The sequence below is a fragment of the Bacillus sp. TH13 genome, from assembly GCF_016651175.1.
GTDB classification, from domain to species: domain Bacteria; phylum Bacillota; class Bacilli; order Bacillales; family Bacillaceae_G; genus Bacillus_A; species Bacillus_A thuringiensis_S.
Genome location: NZ_JAEKEJ010000007.1, coordinates 250,940 through 271,708, shown reverse-complemented (window position 1 = coordinate 271,708; position 20,769 = coordinate 250,940). Strand labels below are relative to the sequence as shown.

The following is a 20,769-nucleotide window of genomic DNA, read 5'->3' as shown; positions in this document are numbered from 1 at the left end:
ACTTCATAGCCCTATGGTGGCAACAAACTTTTTTTCATGAAACGTCAAACCCCTTGTCGCACAAGGGATTGAGGCACGTTTCATTTTTTTATTTTTCCTCTTAAAGGGACAGATTTCACCAGTATTCGATTTGATATAATCAAAAATGAAATTCTATATCTAATTGTGGGGAAAACTGCAACTTAAAATAAAAGGAGGTGAAAAAGATGGCAAAACCTTTCGTTATAAAGAACAAACGTAGTTTGAATGGTGAAACAACAACACCGGTAATTGTAACAATTAAATCATGGCAAAGGTTAGTAGATGCTTTAGAAGGTAAGTATTACAGTTTTAAAGATACTTATCTAGAAGACATTGTGAAGTCAATGTCCTATGAAGAACGAATTGCAGATGAAGAGGGATTTGTTGCTAAAGCAAAGCCATCTTTTTCACTGAAAATGAAAAAGATTGTAGATAAAGTAAGTGAATTTGATAAGAACGAAGGCAGAAAACATAAGCTATACGGAATTACAAATGCTGATTTAGAAGTATTTCTATTTCTTCATAAAAAATGTAATACATATGGTGAGCTTTCACATGTATCGATTCATATGCTTTGGGAAGATTATAAAAATTATAAAGAAGCATTTGCACATATTCACCACTCACAATTTTATGTGGCTTTGAAGAAATTAAGCTTCCATAACATCATTACAATCGAAAATGAGTACAGTGGTAAATATAAAATCATCTTAAATGATTTCATGAATAAGGAAACAAATAAAGCAAATGCATATACATTTATCAGCCCAATAGTATTTACAAAAGAATTCTTTGAGTTATCTATTGCAGCTAAGAAGCTATTTATGGATGTAGCAATGCAGCAGAAACGCGAAACTACCCTGAAACGTTCTTTATTCAAAGTTGACGAACAAGGAAACTCAACACACTTTGGTGGTATGTATCGTTACTTACATAAGAAATACCCACATCAGATTCGTGCTGTACTTGAGGAACTAGAAACAAAACTATCTGCTACCGGATCTCCTTTATTTAAAATTTGCAAGTTAGAAAAAGGGAAAAAGAATAAAAAGCAATACACAACATTGCACTTATCTGTACATCCTGATTTCTTATGCGCAAAGGAAGAAGGAGCAGAATACCGTGATCCATTTACACCACGAGATACATATAAGCGTAAAGCTAAATTTATAGAAAACTTGTTAGTTGAAATGAATATTGCTGAATTTGCCAAGGATATGAACCAATTCATTAATGTTTTAAAACACTCTTGTCACCGTCAAATTCGCCAAGTAGTTCGTGGTTTACGAGAAATGATTGATCGACAAGAAGGATATCCTAAAAAGCTTGTTTATACACTAAGTAAATTATTAAAGCAATCTTCTCAATATCGTGTATTAGACACAGCTGCTAAAACTGGAATTTATCCTTTAATTACACACAATGTACCTAAACATAAACAAGAAGAGGCCATTTTTAAATTTGGTACTCATTTTGCTATATACTCTTTACGCAATGTTCAAAAGCTATTCCGTAAAGCGCATGACCTGCTTCATGCGAAATATGCTGTACCTGTAACTATAGATACTTATCATCGTAATTACCTGCAGTATCAAGAAGAATCACTATTTAGAAAGTATGCTTATGAGCAAGGCGTAAACATTAACGCATATACAGCATTAGAAATTGAAATACGCGAACTCTTAAAGTCTAGTGGGCATAAGGGAAATCAAATCCCTAGTGAAATTCGTGAACTGTTCATTGAAAAAATTGATAAATTGCCGAAGGAAAAGATTCGTGTAATTGAGGTCCCTGAAGACTTTAATTTAACTCAGTTTCTACAGTCCTTAGAAGCATATTACCGTTCAACAAGTGAAGTACCACATACGGTTGATCAGCTGCTTCCAGCAATGTAATGATACAGCTCTCTACTTTTGAAAAAAACAAAAGTGGAGGGCTATTCGTGTTGGAGATAACTTGTGGAGTGTATTACTTCAAGCAAAGTAGAGAGTCAGTTTTCAAATTTAATGATCACAACTCTCTATTTTTTATGCAATTACATACAGTGCATGTGAAACAAATTGAGATATTCACAATTTCTAAGTTATTTATTCTGAATTATCAATCTTCTTTCAACTTTTCATCTACAAAAAAGCAGAAATATTTTTCAGTATTCTGTTGATATCTTAATAATTTTGACCTGATGTGTATAATATAAAGCCTTAATTACTGTTCTTATCATGTTCTTGCCTTTAATCTACTTAAAATCAGAAAAACATCTGTTAATTCTGTTTAAAAAGTGAATTCTGTTCCTAACTTTAACCAATTTGTTAATAAATTGTGTACAGTTTTTTTATAAATGTGGAAAGTTTGTTCGTAAGTCATTAAAATATGCACTTATTATTTATACAGTTACTTGCATCAAACTAACGATGATTATATGTAGTTTTTATATACCTACTTTACGATAATTTGTAGTTTTAAATCCTCATCCAGCTCATTAAGTACGTTCCCAGTATTTACTTTTTATGATTTTTTATGGCTAAAGTAATTACGAATCCTTACCACAGCAATGTTTTAGGACGATTTTTTCTCTGTATAAAAGTTTTATCTTTTTTCTTTATATATATTAAAGATATATATTATATTAGGTTTTTATATTGTGTAATACTTACTATAGAGAACAGATCCTGTGTAAAACCAATTTCATTTCTTAATGGAATTGGTTTTTTTATGTACTTTAATAAACATTATATTTAGTTTTAATCATTCTAAAAAAATTTTGATATAAAACATAAATTTTTTTTATTTCTCTTAGATTTTCGAAAAAAGTAAATCATACTTAAATTAGATAGTTGATTAGTGGAAATTACAATGAAATTTGTAATCTCCTAACCATTTAAAAAGAGAGGTGAAGACATGGTAAAAAAGAAATCCCAGAAAAACCCCGAAAAAAAGAAATTTACATTCTTTAAAAAAGCAAAGACTAAAACAACCGAAATATTAGATATGCAGCAAGAAAATTCAGAAGCACTTAAAGAAAAGAAGAAACGTAAAACAAGGGAGAAAGTTCCAGCGATAACTGGAAGAAAAGTAGGTAAGGTTACATTTTGGTGTGTGATGGGATTCGTGTTTGCAGGAAGCTCCCTTTCATTTATCCAACTTGCCGGTCCTCCTAGAGCAGTAGCTGTTCAGGAAAAGAAGGAGGAACCCGTAAAAATTAAAATGTCAGAAGCTGAATTAATTGCATATGCAAATAGTTTTGCCACTACTTATTTTAATTGGAAAGTTGATATGAATGTAGCTGAAGAGCGAAGAAAACGATTAGAGAAATTTTTAGTTGAAGGATCCGACGAGCAAGGTGGATTAAATAGAGATACTTTAAAAAACGCATCTAGTACTTTAGTTAAATCGGAAGCAGTCGAAGTCCGGCAAAAAGGAAATGAAGCAGAAGTTACATTGAAAATCATTCAGAAACTAGAACCTGTAAATAATCCTGCTCCTGGAACGACACAAGCTCCAGACACACCAAAAGAACCAAAAGAAGTTACAAGGTACTTCTCTATACCAATTTTAATGGAGAAAGGGAAGATGGTAGTCCCTAATAATCCTACAATCGTTCATGGAGAGAGAGAAAAGGCATCTTATAAAGTAGCCACTTTCAAATCAGAAGAACGAGAAATTAATACAGATACAGAAATAAAAAAAGTAGAACAATTTTTACAATCTGTATTTAAAGTGTATACAGAAGGAACACCAGAAGAAATTGCTTACTACTTTGAAAAAAGTAATATAACAAATGGACTAAAAGGTATTATGACATTTAGCAAATTAGAAAACCTACGAATTTATGAAGATAAGGATAAAGGATACAGAGTCTTAGTTGATGCTAAGTTAAAAGACAATGATAGCAGCTTAGAGTACACATACACATATGATTTAAATCTTGTAAATAAAGATAACAAGTTTTCAATTAGCTCTATGAAGAAATTTGAAAACACATTAGAGAAAGTGGAGGGTAAATAATTATGGAGCTTTTGGGATTAGATATGGTTGCTCAGCAATTACCTGCTATTACGGATGCAGCGGTCTTAGGCAACATTAACTTTGGAGTGAATGCAAAAAACTGGTTAGTAGCTCAGTTAGGTCCCATTTTTTTAGTTGTAGCAATCATCGGTGTAATAGTTTTACTTGTAAAAAGACAAATGGCTGGTCTAATTGGTTGGTTAGTACTATGTGCGATTGTATCTGTGTTTGTATTCACTCCAGACGTATTCAAAGACCTTGGAACAAAATTATATAATTTATTATTTAAATGATCATTTGTAAAAAATAGAAATTTTAAGGAGTTGGTATAAGTGACTCAGAAACCGACTCGCAAGGAAGTAAGGACTTACAACTCTATTTGGGATATTCCTAAGAGTTTATATGGGATAAGGGATATAACACTCCCTTTCCCTGTACCTTACAGACAGCTGGGGATTTTTGTTGGAACACTATTAATAATAATATTCTTAGAACAGATTTTACCACTAGGAAACAACGTCTTTTTCAAATATCTAATATTACCTGGTGGTATAGCGTACTTCTTTGGAAATGTAGAATTGGATGGAAAAAGTCCACACAAATTTATATATCGATTCTTTGTATTTACATTTGAAAAAAAGAAGTTGAGTCGTTATAAAGATACAACTGGCAATATTGGAAGCTATCAATATAAGACAGTAGTTCGATTTAAGGATGATTCAATTAAGAAAAAGTAATTAATTAATCTATACGGAAGAATTAGTTTAGTCTCATATTCTTCTCTAAGGAGGCACAAATGAATCAGGTTGAATTTCCAGTCAAATATTTTCATGATAATTTGATTTTTAACCAAGATGGTTCTTGCTGGGCGTATTATGAGGCATACGGTATTCCTTATGAATTTAAAGGAGACGATGATAAAAATACGTTGTTTATGCGCCAACTCGGATTATTTTGGAATTACGAAGAAGAAAAACACCTCTTAATGATACCTGTTTATCAGAATTTTAAAGAGAAAGCCGATGAGTTTAAACAAACAATTAGTGGAGAATTAAAAGAGCTGGCAATAGATCATACTGACGACGTTGTCCATGAGTTAGAAAGAAAATTTGGTAAAAATGCTGTAGAGTATCGTTACTTTATTGGTGTGAAATTAAAAGTACGTCACGTACAAGAGGGACTTAAGGAAATGCTTTACACTGCATTTCATACCTTTAAAAACACTGCAGAGCAGTTTGGATTGCTTGGTGATACCAAAATATTAAAAACTGATTTGGAGATGTATAAGCGGGAAGCTAGTGCCTTTAGAAACAAAATAAGAAAACATTTAGCAGTAAGAAGTTTAGAAACAAATGAAACACAATGGATTGTATTACGAAACTTCTATCGTACATTAGAAGCACCAGTTACAGCAGGATGGACACCACCAGTAGTTGATGACGATTCTGCAATCTTTCCGAATCAAGAGAGTCTATTACGTTTAACGGAATCAGAAGTAGAGGTTAAAGGAAGACATATAGAAATGAACCAAATTGGTTCTGATGGATTAGATTATCCAGCATATATGAGTTTCTTATCAGCATCCAAGATTCCATATACAATGGAGTTTCCAGACCAAGAGTGGATGTATATGATTCAAAATATCGATTTTCCAATTGAACTGAGTGTACGCACAGAAAATATTAACCATCGCAAAGCACTATCTAAACTAAATAAAAAGAAAAAAGATTTAGAAGATCAAGAGGCACATGCAAGGGAAAATTCACAAACTGTTGGACTAAACGTATATGAGGGTGTTCAAGAAGCTACTGAATTACAAGCCCTTATACAAAAGACACGTATGCCACTAGTTAAGACATCAGTATCTTTCTGTATATGTGCTGAAGATTTGGATACAATGCGTCGAAATACCAATTCACTCATTTCTATTTATAGAGAGATGATGATTGAACTAGTAAGACCATATGGAGATCAGTTCCTGCTGTTTAATGAATTTATCCCTGGTTCTAGAAGGTATGTAAATGATTATATACACTTTATGGAACCTGGAGTTCTAGCAGCCGGTATGTTTGGTGCAACACAAGATTTAGGAGATAATATTGGGTTTTATATTGGAACAACTGGTATTTTAAATAAAGCAGTTTATATGACACCCTCACTTGCAGCAACTAATACCGTTGCAAATCAAAAAACAAGCGCACTTTCAGTTGCAGTAACAGGAAGTACTGGTTCCGGTAAATCATTTGGAACGAACTTAATTGTTTACCTAGCCGTACTTGGAGGAGCTCAAACACTGATAGTCGATCCAAAAGGTGAGAGGGGGAACTGGACAGAAGATTTACACGGTCTAGAAGGTAAAGTAAACGTAATTACACTAGGAACTGATAGACGAGATGAAGGGAAACTAGACCCATTTATCATTCATAAACATAGCCGAAAAGATGCAATTGAGTTAGCCATGACAATTCTTACTTTTATTACAGGTATTAAACCAGATAACTCGGAGAAATTTCCGCGTTTAGCTTCAGCCGTAGAATTCGTAGCAGGAATGGAAGAGCCGTGCTTAACAGCTGTGTCACAATACCTTGAAGATAGTGAGGATAAAGTGGATCAACAATTAGCAGCTCATATTCAAGCATTTGAGAATTTATCATTTGCACACTTAATCTTTGGTGATGGAACAAATAGAGATATTGAACTTGATACAGCAGTAAATATCATACAAATTCAGCATCTTGACATGCCAGATATTCAAAAAGATCCAAAAGATTATACCTTACAAGAAAATTTATCAGTTAGTATGCTGATGTCTCTATCTTCTTTTGCAAGAAAATTCTTTCAAAAGGATCCTACTAAATTCAAAATTGTTCTATTAGATGAAGCATGGGCAATCATGGGAACTTCTCAAGGACGAGAGTTAGCTCGTAAGCTAGTTCGTGAGGGTCGTGCTTTAAACTCAGCAGTATACTTTGCTACACAAAGTGCAAGTGACCTTGGAGATGAGACATTTAAGAATAATATCGGTATGAAGTTCTCATTCCGTAATACCGACAGTAAAGAGATTTCTTCAATCTTAGATTTCTTTGGATTACCTGATAATGAAGAAAATCATGCAATTATTACTAATTTAGAAACAGGACAATGTTTATTCCAAGATATCCAAGGAAGAACAGGTGTTGTCACAATGGATGTAGTGTTTAAGGATTTATATGATGCATTTGATACTAGACCAAATGCGAGGAAGAATTATAGAAAGTCAAATGATGATGAAAAGCAGGAAGTTAATGCAACCTTTGTCGAAGAAGGGGGAGAAAAAATAAATGTAGGAGTGAGTTAATATGGTAAAAACTAAACTAAAAAAATTAATGCTATCTAGCCTATGTGCTGGCGCTCTAATTTTGAGCGCAGCATGTGGAAATAGCGAAACAAATGTAGGAGAAGAAAAAGATAAACAGGGGCACACTCCTAGAGAAATGATGTTGGATTTTGTAAAAGCCGACTTACAACATGATAATAAAACAATTAGAAAACTTATCGTCGATGGAGATAAAAATAAAATTTTAGATCCGAATCAAGGGCCACAAAATAATTTATCTTACAAAGACTATACAGTAAAAGAATATGTGGTAGATAAGGATACAATTATGTATAACTTTATTTCAAAGAAGCCCCCTAAAAATATCGATAAAGCAGTGAAATGGGTAAGAGTAGTTCGTACAGAAGATGGATTCAAAGTTCGAAGTTATTCTGGCCCTCAACGAAATGAAATTGATGAAGTAGCAAATACTAAACCGACAAATGAGTTTAGTTCGAAAGATTAATAGGTTTCCCATCAAAGGGGGAGTAACATGTAATGAAAAAGTTTATTACCCTATTGTTATTAATTTGTACTTTGCTTTTAGCATTTAATTTACTTTTTAAAGCTGCTCCAGTATATGCAGAGGAAGAGCCCAGACCTTCTCTTATAGACGATATCATTCCAAAGAATAAGGAAAAATTAAAATATGAAGAACATCCTGCAAGTAGCTATGGAATTGACATCTATACACCAGAAGGTGGATTTGGTGAATCTCTTAAGTTTTGGAAATGGGGAGACAAAGTAAAAGAACAAATGGTTGCTGTGTTATTTAGTCTTGTAAGTATTGGATGGACCATTAATCTTGCAGTTAGTACTTTTGTTACAAGTATGGTCGGCCAATCTATGAGTCTCAATATTGTAGCTGATGTAGGAGATAAATTAGGCGATGTAATATCTAAAGCAGCAGGGTTCAATGGTTCTTGGGGTAATGGAATATATAGTGAATTAATTGGACTCATGTTAGCTTTATTAGCCTGCTGGGTTATATGGGTAGGTTTTGTACAACGACGCCAGTCAGAGATGTTAGGAGGATTGTTAAAGGCATTAGGTATTTTAGTTTTCACTTTAGCTTTCTTCGCAAATTCAAGTTATATTATCAAAGGACTGAACACTTTTTCGGAACAAGTAAATAAAACTGTTCTTGATTCCACTCAAAGTATTAGTGGAGCAAGTGAAGGATATTCAAGCGGTGTCGATTCCATTACAGATTTAACACACACTCTATTAATCAAACAACCTTATACATTACTACAGTTTGGTACAACAGATATGAAGAAGATCGGTGATGAAAGAATTAAGAAAATGTTAACAACAACAGGAGCAGATGAAAGGCAAGATCTATTAAAAGAGGAAGTAGAACAGAAGAAAAATACGATATTAACTTTGGATGCTACTTTTGAGCGTGGAGCTTTAGTATTACTACTTTTCTTAATCAACGGACCTTTATGGGTTGTCTTAGGATTATGTAGTATGGCGATGTTGTTCTACCAATTAATGTTTATCATTGTAGCGCTAATGTCACCAGTAATGTTATTGATGGCTTTAGTACCTGCATGGACTGGGACAGCTAAGAAATTTTTAGCTGAATTGTTCCGAACGCTGCTTATGAAAGTTGCAATTGGCTTTCTTATAACTTTAATGTTTTGGGTTTCTTCAATCTTATTTAGCGCAACAGATAAGTATGGTTATTTAGTAGTTGCCGCATTACAAGTACTTTCATTCTTAGGTGTTTGGTTATATCGTAAAACTATTTTCGATGCTATTACTACAGTACCAGCAAGTGCAGGTGCAGCAAAAGCTTCAGATGCTATGAGCAATATTAGGCAGAAATATGGTGATGTTAAACGTGGATCTAAGACAGTTGGAAGAGGTGTAGCAACTGGTGCTGCAGTGGCTAGTAATGTGGGTAAATCAGGCTATAGTAAATTTAAACAGATGAAAGCAAACTATACAGATAGAAAAGAAAAGGGAGGAGAAGGCAAACGTAAGGAAAAAGAACAAATGCAAGCAGAAAAAGAAAAGAATATTAATCAAATGAAAAAAGAGGAAAACTTAGGTGTCCGCGATAGAAAAGGAAATCAGGAGCAAGAAAGGGTTAAGGAAGAAGTAGCCGCAACTAAAGAGAATCCAGAATTAGCAGTACGAGGGAACCATGAAGATAATAATCCTGAAATGCAACAGGCAGAACTAAAAGATAAAGAAGAGGATGTAAAAGCGGATGTTAAACCAGTAGCGCAATTAAATGAGGAATTAAAAGATAAAGAAGAGGATGTAAAAGCTCAAATTAGACCAGTAGCAAGTCAAAATAATGGTGGACTTGAGAATAAGCAAGAAGATATAAAGGCGGAAGCAAAACCAGCAGCAACAATTAAAACACCAACAGTTCAAACAAAGCCAATCACACCACCACAGTCGGGAACAACACCATCACCAGCGAATCCGATGGGGAGCAAACCAATTACACCACCACAGTCGGGAACAACACCATCACCAGCGAATCCGATGGGGAGCAAACCAATCACACCAACACAGTCAGGAACAACACCATCACAACCAACTAAAAATGTCCCTAAAGTAGATAATCAACAACAGGTAAAAGAAGGGGCAGCAATTAAAAAAGTTGAAACGAAAGCACAAACACAACAAGAGGCTTTAAAAAATGTAAAAGCAAAAGAAACTATAAAACCGAAATAATTCAGCTCATGAAGGAGGGTTTATACATTGAGTGCGGAACCAAATCGCGACTTTGAAAATGAACATCATCCTGAAGCTGAACTAGGGAATGCTAAGCCTGCCTTGAAAAAGGCAGGCCATTCTTTAGGGAAGGCGGCTGGTAAAGGTACAAAAGTAGCGGGTAAAGCAGTTGCACAAGTAGGGAAGAAAGTAGCAGTTAAAGTAGCTCAAAAGGCAGCTACAGTTGCTGTTGCAAAACCATTATTAATAATAGCCGGTGTGATTTTGGCTGCTGTTGCGGGTTTAGGTATAGTGATATTTTTATTAACTGCTACAATGGGTGAGGATGAAGTCAGTCCTGGGGGGATTGGTGGCCCTTTTACACCAGGTACTGCAAGTGTTAGTCCTGAAGTAATGAGATGGGAGCCGTTAGTAAGGAAATATGCAGCCCAACACGGCATAGAAGCGATGACCCCGTTAATATTAGCGCTTATTCAGCAAGAAAGTTCTGGAACCCAGTTGGACGTTATGCAAAGTTCCGAATCACAAAATCATCCTCCTGGTTATTTTACAGATCCAGAAGAAAGTATTAAATATGGTTTAATGCATTTTGCAGATTGTCATAAAAAATCCAACGGTGATCCAAATATTACATTACAGTGCTACAACTATGGAACTGGTTATGCAAACTACGCACTTTCTAATGGAGGATATTCTCACGCGAATGCAAGAGCGTTTTCTGCAGAACAGACAGCGAAAACTGGTTATAAATGTGGTTCTTGGCGAAGTGCAGAGGCAGTAGCTAATAATTGGTGCTATGGTGATCCAGACTATGTTCCGCATGTACTAAGATATTATCAAGGTGGTAGTGGTGGTGGACCAGTAGCCGGCGGAGATGAATTATTTAAAAAGGTAATGGATGAAGCCATTAAATATCAGGGGTGGCCTTACGTTTGGGGAGGAAGAACACCACAATCATCATTTGATTGTAGTGGACTCATTCAGTGGGTATATGGGCAAGCAGGTATTAATTTAGTTGGTACTGCAGAAACACAATTTAAAATGACACAGCGAACCAATGATCCACAACCAGGGGATTTAATATTTTTCCAAGGTACGTATAAACCAGGCATTTCACATATTGGAATTTATGTTGGTAACAATCGTATGTTCCATGCAGGAGATCCAATAGGTTATGCAGATTTAAATACACCGTATTGGCAACAGCATTTTGCGGGTTATGGTAGGGTGGCAAGATAGGAGGGGTGAAATGAAAAAAACAACAATTTTATTAATCGTATTGCTTATAGGTAGCATAGGATTAAATTTAAAAATAAACGCAGATAATGCCCAAATCAAAGATGAAAAGGAAAAGTTGTCTAAGAAAATACTAAAAATAGAATCAAGATATAAGGATACTGAGAAGGAATTACTAGCTTTAAAGAGTAATAATCAACAACAGGTAAAGGAAGCAGCTGAGAGGTTTTTGAAAGCGTTCCGAACATATGATACTGGCAAAGGAGAATCATATCTTACAAATGTTGAAGCGTATATAACTCCAAATGCGAAGAAGGAATTGACGCCTCCTGGTGCACCAAACCCACCTGCTTCAAGTACTGCAGAAGAAAAAGATAAGAAAAAGTTAGCTTTTAAATCAGAGTACATTGATGGCGAATTGTACTATGCTTTCATCGATACCACCAAAGCAAACGTACTTGCTAAAGTTAAAAGTAAAATGATTATCAATGGTGTATCATCAGAAAACATGTCATTAATGCAAATCAATTTAATTTATGATGGAAATAAGAAATTATGGCTCGTTGACAAGGTTATCCCGTTAGCAGATTTACGAGATCAAATGCCATAAACTAAAAATTAATAATAAAAGAGCCTTTTCTATTTTTCTTGAATAGAGAGGGCTCTTTTGCTTTTAGTAGTTATTTTTGATACCTAACAAATTAATGTAATGAAGACCTTGTACAGAGATAATAAAGTTGTTTAATTTACAATAAAGTCATTTAAAAAATAATATATTTGTTTAAAAATCCTTCTTCTACTAACGAGGCAGGTTAGTAGAAGAAATAGCAAGTGGGTTTAACTAGGAGAAGTGTCGATGACATTAAAGAAGACACCGAGGTGTCTTCTGTTTTTTAAATTAAGGATATCGATAAATTAAGATTTATTTACTTAACATTATACTTATTTTCGGACCGAGGCATCTAATCGGTGAGTATATACAAACCAAGTAATGCTTGCTGTTAATAATGTTGACGAAATTAAAGCTGTAAGAACACTATATGTTTGCCAAATAAGTATCGTTGACCAATCGAAGGCAAAAAACATTATACACTGGGCAATCGTAGCGATTAGGAAAATAATTGTTACGATTGTTCTCTTTTTTGTCATTGGCTGCTGCTCATTCGTTTTCCTTTTTCTTAATTCTAAGAAAAATAACAGAACGGCTAATAGGCAAAGAATAATTGTGGTAGACGACAAAATGATGTCCAAAAGCTGTGTGCCACTTATCTCATATGACTGAGTTAGATTGCCGTTTAATATATTTTTAACTTGTAGTACCAGGTTTATATTGGTATTTGCGCCGTTGCTCAGTAAGCAGATGGCTGTTCTTTCATTTGGCAGTATGGCTACTTTGGTACTAAAATTTGGATTACCCCCAGTGTGTTCTATAAACGTTTGTTCGGCGTTTACCAACCAACCTGCCGCATAATACATACCATTGACAGCCGAAACAGACATATCACCTCTATGTGATTTTTCGATGGCCCTGTGAAATATTTCGGGTATGTCCTGCACGATCCCCATCTGTATGCCCATCCAACGCGTCATATCTTTTGTATTAGAAATGATATAGCCGGCAGGTTTATTCCCAGCATAATCCGGAGCGTTAAATGGAGTTGTTATAAAAAAGGAAGAACGGTAGCCCTGTGCTAACTGTCCAGTGGCTTGAGCATCTTCTTTATAAACATACGTCTGGTGAAGACCTAAGGGTAGAAGTACCTGTTCCTTCATAAAGTCTTCATAGCTTTGTCGTGATACAATCTCAATAACCAAACCCAATACGTCATAATTAACGGTTCCATAGTTATATTGTTCACCGGGAGAGAACGCCAATTCGGCATCTACCAGCGTTTCCACAGTCTTTTGCAACATATCAGGCGTATTACCTTGTGGAATATTTTGAAGATGTCTAATATTTGTTAGGCCGCTGGTATGGTGAAGAAAGTTATTTAGTGTAAGTTTTTGCATATCAACAGGTTTACCTTGATACTTTAACGTAAACCAAGGTAAATATTTTTGGATAGGGTCAGTCATTGATAGCAGCCCTTGCTCTTCCAATAGCAAAATCCCCATACCAGTAAAAGCTTTACTCACCGAGGCCAACTCATAGAGTGTATTTTCACTTGCAGACAGTCCCTTTTCAAGATCTGCATACCCAGAAGAAAAGTAGAACACTTCACCATCAGCAAGTATTGAGAGTGACATTCCAGGCACACCTGACGTACGACAGGCATCATCTAGCAATGCTTGTATTGCCACAGATTTCGAATCTGACAACGCATAACTTTGTGTTGCGAATCCTGAGAATAATATAAATATCGTTAATACAAAAACAATAGTCTTTTTCATACACTCTCCTTTCTGAAGAATTATAAGGGTATAAATAACTTATTTTTATAACTATAAACTAAATTCTGATTTATATTTCTATTTATCTATATAATATCAAATAATTGTGAAGAGTTACACTTAAACTAACGGGGGCGTTAGTTTAATAAGAAGTAAACAACTTTATTATTCATTTTTTAAGCATTACATAAGCAGATGGATATAATTTGAAACAACTTTAAAGAGCCTTGCTGCATATAGAATGTAGTAAGGCTCTTATCTTTTTTAATCAAAATTCAATAACTTTATTATCACTATACAGACCTTTCCTTTTTTTCTCTCATATAAACAGCAAATTGCATCATTTCTTGCTCTGTTAGAATATCTTCTTGTATTTCCTTTTGCGCTGCTGTACCTACATATACTAAATCGTCCCATTTTGAGAATGGCTGTTCCCCTTTAAAAACCATCTCGCTATACCGCTTTAATTCTCCATCAATGTTTACTACATTAATTCTTCCCCCATTATTTAAGAAGCCTAAAGCAAATATCTTGTCAGAGTAATAAAAATCACATTCAGTATTAGGGTCATGTAATTTCTTTAAATTTAATTGATAATTTATTTCTTCTTGTGGAATCTCTCTTTTTTCAGTTATCATTTTTTCATATGAGGAGAGTGGTAGGTTATCCAATTCATCTTCATAGACTTCTTTAAAAACCCAGCACTTATCACTTGTGTCTAAAGAATAAAGTTGATACCACTCATCGTAATGTGTTTTGTATAAGTATGTATGTTGCCCGTTAATTGTTTTTTTGTATGATTCCACAATGTAATGATCGGAAAAGTAATGGGTTTGATCATACAAAGTAACATCATCATAATGATCTTCAGTTTCAACAATGAATTTTTTCTTTTCTCCTGCAAATGCATATTCATACCCATCTACAATAGGGAAATCTTCTGGATAAATGTTCATACACTCATTTTTAATTAAACAATCTCTTACTTCTTCTACAGCTGCCGCTGGTATTTCTGCTATATTCAAAAACTCTTCAAAGCTATTGTTTATATTTATTCCATGAGAAGTCAATATTTGATTTAGCTGTTTGGCTAAACCAAACTCTTCAAAAATCATGTATTCATATTCGTTAGGGTTAAATTCATTTAGTAATACGTAGGAATCCAAAGAGTGCATTTTATATGTATTTACCCACTTCACAGGTTTATGAAATTCTCCAGGTCGTATTAGATACCCCCAAAGTCCTACGTATTTCTGAAATGCCTCTGTAGGTAATATGAAATAAAGCGAACCTTCCTCGGTTTCTTTTTCTAATATCCTTTTTTCATTAAACAGTTTACGCATTCTTTTTCCCCTTCCAATCAAAATTGAAAATAAAAGAATAGTTCATATTGGATTAGTTTTTGATAAAAATTTAATTGATTAAATATACAACTATTTTAACATTAACTTTTACAAATAAGATAAGGATCAGAACTAGTTTTAAAAATTTTAGAAAATATTTCTAAAACACTTAGTTTCTCAGTTAAAAATATCAATAATCCAAGTAGAAGTATTATTTTTGAATTTTATAAATATTGAACGAGGGAGAGGAGATATTTTTATGGATTCAAAAACTTATGAAAAGCTACAGGCACTACGTAGATATAAAGGGCCAATTCAAGCGGTATTGAGAACGGTTAAAAGACACGATAAAGACGATCCAGATACTGAATATGCTGAGTTTGCCCTTGAAAACGGTAAGATTATAGGTGTTTGTAAAAAAGAGGACTTCTCTGATTACTCTTTTAGAAGTATTACACAATTCACAGGTAATATTTTTAACGTAGTAATTACTCAAATGTCTGATGAACTAGATGTAAATAAAGTTCAGGTTTCAGTAAAAGAAGCAAGTAGGAGATCTGCAGATGCTTTAATTCGTGAGTTGATAGAATTGGAGCAAGATGAAAGACTGCAAGTGCCAACCTACGAAGCAGAAGTAACTGGATACAACATGAATGCTCAGGTTCCTACTATATTCTTACGCATTAATGGTGCGGAATGCTTCATGAAGTTACATGAACTAAACTATGGAAGAGTGTATAAAAACGCAGTGGATCGCTATGCGCCTATTGGTGAACGCATCCCAGTTAAGGTTCTACAATTTAATCCGGAGCAACGACTAATTCACGTTTCTAGGAAAGCGGCAGTGGAAAATCCTTATCAGTTGTTATCTGAATTAGCTGAAGGGGACACAATTGTAGGGCGAGTTGTAAATGTTGACCCGCGTTTTGGAGTTTTTGTTGAATTGGACCAAGGCTGCACAATTAAAGGAATTGTCCCTAAAACAATCGAACAGCCAGTATTGGATGAAGTAGTAAGTATGAGAATTGTGAATGTGGATGTAGAAAAAGAGAGAGGGTCGGGGGTTATCTTCAAGTTTCCTTTTGGACGCAAAAAAGTTAACGACCCAACGGCGTTTTTATATAACTAATGAGTGCGCCGCAGGTTTCCGTACAAGAGAATGGAAAGGCGGTTCAATATTGGCTTAATAGGGACCAATCTTTATCACTTTGGGATGACCCCTCTTTACAGGGGGGACCAATTCTTCCAGATAAATTCAAACCACTCACAGACTTACGTAGTATTTATGACAGAATTAATTCAGGTTTTATAAATGAAAAAGACAATTTAATACTAAAGCTTATTTGGGATTCATTAGCAATTACTGAAGCTCAAATTAAAAATTTTGTGGAGTCTAAAATTAGTAGGTCTCAGGTTTCCGAATCGCTGAAAAAGCTAGTACTGTATGGATTTGTTAGTAGATGGGAGATAAAATCGGGGCTATTTCCGGATCAACCTAAAACCTCTGCTCCAATTACACTAAATACTGCAGGTCATTTAATGATGTGGGCTTATCATAACCGTAATACAAACTACTCATTAAAGCCAGAGCAGTGGTTAAAACTTGGGGTGGCGGGTGTACAGAGATTTGTCACTATGAATCAGATAAAATATGAGTTTGCAGTAGGCCAACAGTTATTAAAAAATTGGTGCTGGTATCCGAAGCTACAAGGTACTGGTAGGGGATATAATCCAATTGCTGTTGGGGAAATTAAAACTCCAATTGGAAATCAAAACTTCATATTTGAAAGGGTGCAACAGGGGCAGCGATATGCACAGCACTTAAAATCGAGATTGGAAATTTGGGAAGATCAAATTCAAAATGGACCAAATAATTTATTGAACTTCGAAAATACGAAGAGTTTACCAGGTATTTTTATTTTATCTATATCAAATCTTGCTTTAGCAGAACATGTTAGAAAGGAGCTAATGTTAGACTTACGAAAGATTCCTATAATGCTCGTAATAGACGAATGTATTCACAATGAGGGATTCGCAAAATCTTTTTATATTTCAACTCAAAACGGAATTCAGCAAGCACCATTACCATTTTTGAGATAACAAGAGCTGCTTCAGGTAAATATGCTGAAGCAGCTTTTTGTGGTTAAGAGAGAATGTAGGTAACAGTCGTTTATTTTGTACTAAAAATATAGGGGTGCAGGAAATGAGTGATCTGAATCGATGTCAAAAATTATTAGTAGGATACAAATATAAATTATGTATTTCTGTAATTGCTTTAATGGCTTTAGATGCACTACTTATAAAAGGCTTTATTGATATGTTTTCAGCAATTCTAAACGGATCTTTATTAGTTTTAACAGTAGTAGCGTTGTTTACTTTAGGCTATTACAGGAAGAAGTATCATTACTATAAAGTTATGGTATACGGGGAAGAGGAATTTACACAATTAGTAACAGTTACCCATTATTAATTTAAAAAATAATCCCTTTAAAGGGTTAATAAGAAGGGTAGGAGAAAATTATAATTTGTATGTCACTATATATTCATTAAGGTCATCTGTAATAATAATGTTGTTTTATTTCGGATTTGTAGTATCTAGTTTACATTACTTGAAGATAAAAAATGAAATCAAGGGGCAGATGCTATGTTTTTTAAAAAAGCTAAGCAAATTAAAAGACTAGAAGAAAAGGTATTGCAGTTAGAGGAAGAAAGAGATGAAGCACGGGAATTAGCGCTAGAAACCCATATGAAACTCCAGGCTTTAGAATGGAAGGAAGAACAAAGATTAAAGAATATTTTCATTGAAGAAGTATAAACAAAAAACTTGTTATTATTTAGTTGAAATAAACAAATTAAAAAAGTTTATTTTAAAAATGAGAGCAGTTTTAATGAAGAGATTTGTTAAGTATTTATTAACCCCCCGTATACAGAGGTTAGATATGGTTTTTGGATTCTTAATAACAATAAATTGTATTATTATTTCATCTGATTTGTTAGAACACGCCTTTTTCATGTTTTTGCTTAGGCTCATGATTCTAGTTACTTTTTCTTATTTTGTAATTCGTTTTTGTCTATTCGTTTTTGGTGACTTCTTAGAATCATTCAAAAATCCAAAGTTTTAATCGATTAATCAACAGTAACACCTTTAACATCTTTAACACACTTTATTATTTTTCTATATAAAGGAGTGAGGATATGTGTCAAATAAGGGTACGCTAGATAAGAATATTGCTAAATGATGCATTCAATAATCGTAATGAAGAAGCAGAATGTATAAAAGCTTCCGTATATAACGCGAAAATTATACTCAAAAATAAGAATCATATATATATGAAGAGCAAATCATTAAAGTATCCATGTTTAATGGTAGGTCAAGATCTGATTGTTAAGTCGACCATTAAGGAAGATATGAAAATGATACCTTATGATTAAATGATTCAATTGAAAAAATAGGCTCTTTGGAATAATTGGTTGTTAGCATATCAATAGAGTTATTTAAATAAGATGAAACTTTAATCAGTGGGGGTTTTCTTTATCCCCACTGGTTATTAGTTGAACCAATCGGACTTTTATGAGCAGTTAATCCCCCACCTAAATTCTTTACTTTCGCTGAGTTTTGAGGTGGAGGTTTTACTGCCCATTAAAAGCGGGATAAAACTTCATTTTAGGCAAAAAAGCCACGAAAGGGGTATTTAAATGAAGATAATGCCTACTGAAAAGACAGAGTGTTTTTTCGTTTTGGATATTGGTATGGAAGCATATTTAAGTACTAAAGATCCTTCCGAATACTTAGATTCCTCGGACACTGATCATCTATATAGAGAAATTGTGGAAGGAGTATATTATCCAGTAAAAGATAGTGATTACATTAACGGTAAAAAGATAGTTGGATTCTTTTATAACGAAGAAGAAAAAGAGTGTTTATCCTTTTATAATGAAGAGTTTTTCACAGACGCTAAATGGGAACCTATTTCTAATCAGTTTTTAAAAATCAAGTTGCAATATGACAAAATTATATAGAACTGGTATTTGAACATAACTATTAATAAGGTTTATCAGCTAATTAATCCGAATACTCAAAAAATATTGTTTGAAAATTCCATTTTCTATATAATGGTAACATATCTTTTTTATATTTTTCTAATCCATAACTAATCTAAGCCTTTCGGGTTTACTCATTATTAACGCATTGCGTACATTTTGTTCGCATGTCTAATAACGATGTAATCCTGAAAGGCTTTTTGTGTTTCAGGAATGGAATTAAGAAAATTGAATAGGGGGGAGAAATGAATACTATCCAATGTTTGGATAATCAATTGTGATTTAAAGAATTACAAATTATAAAAAGTGAGAGGAGAATTAATATGAACGTTGTTTCTAAGGATAAAAGTGTACTTTTAAGTCATTTAGAGCGGGTATTTGAAAATCTTGAAAAAGAAAAAAAGGGTGAAGCAAAAGATGATTTTCGAATAACTGAGGAGTTGAGTGCTGGAGACATGATTTTAAAAATATATTTCGTTGATGAAAAATCAAATGTCTCAAAAGTACCTATAATTCTTACATTAAATCAGCTACAACATTTTCAAAACTATCTGAAGTCTAAACAAGTCATAATTAAAGATGTAGCAGATAATACACTATTTACACTGTTTGAATTAGGTGTTTGTGAGCCAAATACCAAAATTCATCTTAAGGCGAAAGATATCATTAATGTTTTGAGAGCATTTGGAGTAAAGGTCCAAATATAAATTGTAAATATTAACGTGCGTATATAAGCAAATAAAAAAATTGTTCTTTTTGGGAGGAGAAATATAATGGGAAAGCGAATAATGATACAATCAGTAAAATTGGTTAAGGAAAGTAACAAGATATATGATGTTGAAAGAAAAAGAATTACTTGCCCAGATGATATAAATATTCTTGCTAGGGCGGTATTATGTGTTGATGAAATGCCACATGAAATTTTTGGGGTATTTAATTTAAATACCAAGAATGAGATTATTGGTTGCAACATTGTATCACAAGGATCGATAAATTGTGCCATAATTCATCCTCGTGAAACTTTTAGAACAGCTATACTTAATAATGCATCGTCAATAGTTTGTTTCCATAATCATCCAAGTGGTGACCCCTCTCCCTCGCACGAAGATCGAGAGGTTACTAAACGATTGGCAGAGTGTGGAAAAATATTAGGGATAGAACTGATTGATCATGTGATAATCGGTGAACATAGATTTGTTAGTTTGAGAGAAAAAGGTTGTATTAATTAAGCGAAAAGAGATCAGGGTGTATGCTCCTGATCTCTTTTTGGTTTATATTGTACTTAAAACATCACGTTTTATTCTTGCAATTTTAGTCATGTAGATTTCTTAGGTTCTTCGTATATCTTCTCTGATATTGATTTCTTGTTCTAATCTAGCTTGTGATTCACTATTTATATATCTTTCATTTCTTTCTTCTAAAACTGTTAATTCCTCGCTAGTAGCACAACGATTCAACTACATTGTTTAGCTACATTTATAGCGCCCTGTTCTTCTAAGAAGGGAAATGCGTATACTTTCGTCATTTACAAATTCATAACTGAAACTAGACTCAATCTCGCGCTTTCTTAATAAGCCACCAGCGTAATACATATTCCCTAAATTCACTAGCCAATATGTTAATTGTATGTCTTTTAGTGGATTCATTATTAATTTTCTCCTTCATTATTTATTTTTGAGT

At 33.8% G+C, this 20,769-nt stretch carries 18 protein-coding genes and 1 pseudogene; 16 read left to right on the top strand and 3 right to left on the bottom strand.

Annotated features, from left to right (window positions below; all coding sequences use genetic code 11):
- The first annotated feature begins 206 nt into the window (after positions 1–206).
- The 9 genes from JFU02_RS03060 (at position 207) to JFU02_RS03020 (ending at position 11,924) form a co-directional block, all read left to right on the top strand.
- A complete protein-coding gene (locus tag JFU02_RS03060; RefSeq protein WP_075313826.1) occupies positions 207–1,916 on the top strand; it encodes a hypothetical protein in 1,710 nt (569 codons plus the stop codon).
- 1,003 nt (positions 1,917–2,919) lie between these two features.
- A complete protein-coding gene (locus JFU02_RS03055) occupies positions 2,920–4,026 on the top strand; it encodes a conjugal transfer protein (protein ID WP_201069673.1) in 1,107 nt (368 codons plus the stop codon).
- Between the two features lie 2 nt (positions 4,027–4,028).
- Positions 4,029–4,319 carry a hypothetical protein gene (locus JFU02_RS03050; protein WP_000421394.1) on the top strand — a complete coding sequence of 97 codons (291 nt, stop codon included), beginning with the start codon at positions 4,029–4,031 and terminating at the stop codon, positions 4,317–4,319.
- 39 nt (positions 4,320–4,358) lie between these two features.
- Positions 4,359–4,763, top strand: a complete 405-nt coding sequence (locus tag JFU02_RS03045; RefSeq protein ID WP_000192353.1) for a TcpE family conjugal transfer membrane protein — start codon at positions 4,359–4,361, stop codon at positions 4,761–4,763.
- A gap of 59 nt (positions 4,764–4,822) precedes the next feature.
- Positions 4,823–7,363 (top strand): ATP-binding protein, encoded by a 2,541-nt coding sequence (locus tag JFU02_RS03040; protein ID WP_201069672.1) that lies wholly within the window; start codon positions 4,823–4,825, stop codon positions 7,361–7,363.
- A 1-nt stretch (position 7,364) separates the two neighbouring features.
- Positions 7,365–7,847, top strand: coding sequence for a hypothetical protein (locus JFU02_RS03035; protein WP_000241150.1), 483 nt, complete (start codon positions 7,365–7,367; stop codon positions 7,845–7,847).
- A gap of 32 nt (positions 7,848–7,879) precedes the next feature.
- The gene (locus JFU02_RS03030; RefSeq protein WP_201069671.1) at positions 7,880–10,078 is read left to right on the top strand and encodes a CD3337/EF1877 family mobilome membrane protein; all 2,199 of its coding nucleotides are present in this window, start codon (positions 7,880–7,882) and stop codon (positions 10,076–10,078) included.
- 27 nt (positions 10,079–10,105) lie between these two features.
- Positions 10,106–11,317, top strand: a complete 1,212-nt coding sequence (locus JFU02_RS03025) for a bifunctional lytic transglycosylase/C40 family peptidase (RefSeq protein ID WP_074651255.1) — start codon at positions 10,106–10,108, stop codon at positions 11,315–11,317.
- A gap of 10 nt (positions 11,318–11,327) precedes the next feature.
- Entirely contained in the window at positions 11,328–11,924 is a 597-nt protein-coding gene (locus tag JFU02_RS03020) for a hypothetical protein (RefSeq protein WP_199714266.1), read from the top strand.
- 332 nt (positions 11,925–12,256) lie between these two features.
- On the opposite strand, the gene JFU02_RS03015 is transcribed toward JFU02_RS03020, so the two are convergent.
- A complete protein-coding gene (locus JFU02_RS03015) occupies positions 12,257–13,705 on the bottom strand; it encodes a serine hydrolase domain-containing protein (RefSeq protein WP_201069670.1) in 1,449 nt (482 codons plus the stop codon).
- A gap of 293 nt (positions 13,706–13,998) precedes the next feature.
- Positions 13,999–15,048 (bottom strand): hypothetical protein, encoded by a 1,050-nt coding sequence (locus JFU02_RS03010; RefSeq protein ID WP_201069669.1) that lies wholly within the window; start codon positions 15,046–15,048, stop codon positions 13,999–14,001.
- A 259-nt stretch (positions 15,049–15,307) separates the two neighbouring features.
- Between JFU02_RS03010 and JFU02_RS03005 the strand changes: the two genes are divergently transcribed.
- The 7 genes from JFU02_RS03005 (at position 15,308) to JFU02_RS02975 (ending at position 20,318) form a co-directional block, all read left to right on the top strand.
- Complete coding sequence (locus tag JFU02_RS03005) at positions 15,308–16,177, top strand: RNA-binding protein (protein ID WP_201069668.1); 870 nt, start codon at positions 15,308–15,310, stop codon at positions 16,175–16,177.
- Entirely contained in the window at positions 16,177–17,148 is a 972-nt protein-coding gene (locus JFU02_RS03000; protein ID WP_098122721.1) for a hypothetical protein, read from the top strand. The genes JFU02_RS03005 and JFU02_RS03000 overlap by 1 nt, the downstream gene beginning before the upstream one ends.
- A 103-nt stretch (positions 17,149–17,251) precedes the next feature.
- Positions 17,252–17,518, top strand: a complete 267-nt coding sequence (locus tag JFU02_RS02995) for a hypothetical protein (RefSeq protein ID WP_098058698.1) — start codon at positions 17,252–17,254, stop codon at positions 17,516–17,518.
- Between the two features lie 174 nt (positions 17,519–17,692).
- Complete coding sequence (locus JFU02_RS02990; RefSeq protein ID WP_201069667.1) at positions 17,693–17,863, top strand: hypothetical protein; 171 nt, start codon at positions 17,693–17,695, stop codon at positions 17,861–17,863.
- Between the two features lie 881 nt (positions 17,864–18,744).
- Positions 18,745–19,068 carry a hypothetical protein gene (locus JFU02_RS02985; protein ID WP_201069666.1) on the top strand — a complete coding sequence of 108 codons (324 nt, stop codon included), beginning with the start codon at positions 18,745–18,747 and terminating at the stop codon, positions 19,066–19,068.
- A gap of 344 nt (positions 19,069–19,412) precedes the next feature.
- Positions 19,413–19,796 (top strand): hypothetical protein, encoded by a 384-nt coding sequence (locus tag JFU02_RS02980; RefSeq protein WP_098882799.1) that lies wholly within the window; start codon positions 19,413–19,415, stop codon positions 19,794–19,796.
- 66 nt (positions 19,797–19,862) lie between these two features.
- Positions 19,863–20,318, top strand: coding sequence for a JAB domain-containing protein (locus JFU02_RS02975; protein WP_098882800.1), 456 nt, complete (start codon positions 19,863–19,865; stop codon positions 20,316–20,318).
- A gap of 99 nt (positions 20,319–20,417) precedes the next feature.
- On the opposite strand, the pseudogene JFU02_RS32550 reads toward JFU02_RS02975, so the two are convergent.
- Positions 20,418–20,735: pseudogene (locus tag JFU02_RS32550) on the bottom strand (hypothetical protein).
- Positions 20,736–20,769: the final 34 nt, after the last annotated feature.

What these genes read in the sequence shown, in the direction of transcription:
- JFU02_RS03060 (WP_075313826.1), top strand. Translation starts at nt 207, where the DNA reads ATGGCAAAACCTTTCGTTATAAAGAACAAACGTAGTTTGAATGGTGAA.
- JFU02_RS03055 (WP_201069673.1), top strand. Translation starts at nt 2,920, where the DNA reads ATGGTAAAAAAGAAATCCCAGAAAAACCCCGAAAAAAAGAAATTTACA.
- JFU02_RS03050 (WP_000421394.1), top strand. Translation starts at nt 4,029, where the DNA reads ATGGAGCTTTTGGGATTAGATATGGTTGCTCAGCAATTACCTGCTATT.
- JFU02_RS03040 (WP_201069672.1), top strand. Translation starts at nt 4,823, where the DNA reads ATGAATCAGGTTGAATTTCCAGTCAAATATTTTCATGATAATTTGATT.
- JFU02_RS03035 (WP_000241150.1), top strand. Translation starts at nt 7,365, where the DNA reads ATGGTAAAAACTAAACTAAAAAAATTAATGCTATCTAGCCTATGTGCT.
- JFU02_RS03030 (WP_201069671.1), top strand. Translation starts at nt 7,880, where the DNA reads ATGAAAAAGTTTATTACCCTATTGTTATTAATTTGTACTTTGCTTTTA.
- JFU02_RS03020 (WP_199714266.1), top strand. Translation starts at nt 11,328, where the DNA reads ATGAAAAAAACAACAATTTTATTAATCGTATTGCTTATAGGTAGCATA.
- JFU02_RS03015 (WP_201069670.1), bottom strand. Translation starts at nt 13,705, where the DNA reads ATGAAAAAGACTATTGTTTTTGTATTAACGATATTTATATTATTCTCA.
- JFU02_RS03010 (WP_201069669.1), bottom strand. Translation starts at nt 15,048, where the DNA reads ATGCGTAAACTGTTTAATGAAAAAAGGATATTAGAAAAAGAAACCGAG.
- JFU02_RS03005 (WP_201069668.1), top strand. Translation starts at nt 15,308, where the DNA reads ATGGATTCAAAAACTTATGAAAAGCTACAGGCACTACGTAGATATAAA.
- JFU02_RS03000 (WP_098122721.1), top strand. Translation starts at nt 16,177, where the DNA reads ATGAGTGCGCCGCAGGTTTCCGTACAAGAGAATGGAAAGGCGGTTCAA.
- JFU02_RS02995 (WP_098058698.1), top strand. Translation starts at nt 17,252, where the DNA reads ATGAGTGATCTGAATCGATGTCAAAAATTATTAGTAGGATACAAATAT.
- JFU02_RS02990 (WP_201069667.1), top strand. Translation starts at nt 17,693, where the DNA reads ATGTTTTTTAAAAAAGCTAAGCAAATTAAAAGACTAGAAGAAAAGGTA.
- JFU02_RS02985 (WP_201069666.1), top strand. Translation starts at nt 18,745, where the DNA reads ATGAAGATAATGCCTACTGAAAAGACAGAGTGTTTTTTCGTTTTGGAT.
- JFU02_RS02980 (WP_098882799.1), top strand. Translation starts at nt 19,413, where the DNA reads ATGAACGTTGTTTCTAAGGATAAAAGTGTACTTTTAAGTCATTTAGAG.
- JFU02_RS02975 (WP_098882800.1), top strand. Translation starts at nt 19,863, where the DNA reads ATGGGAAAGCGAATAATGATACAATCAGTAAAATTGGTTAAGGAAAGT.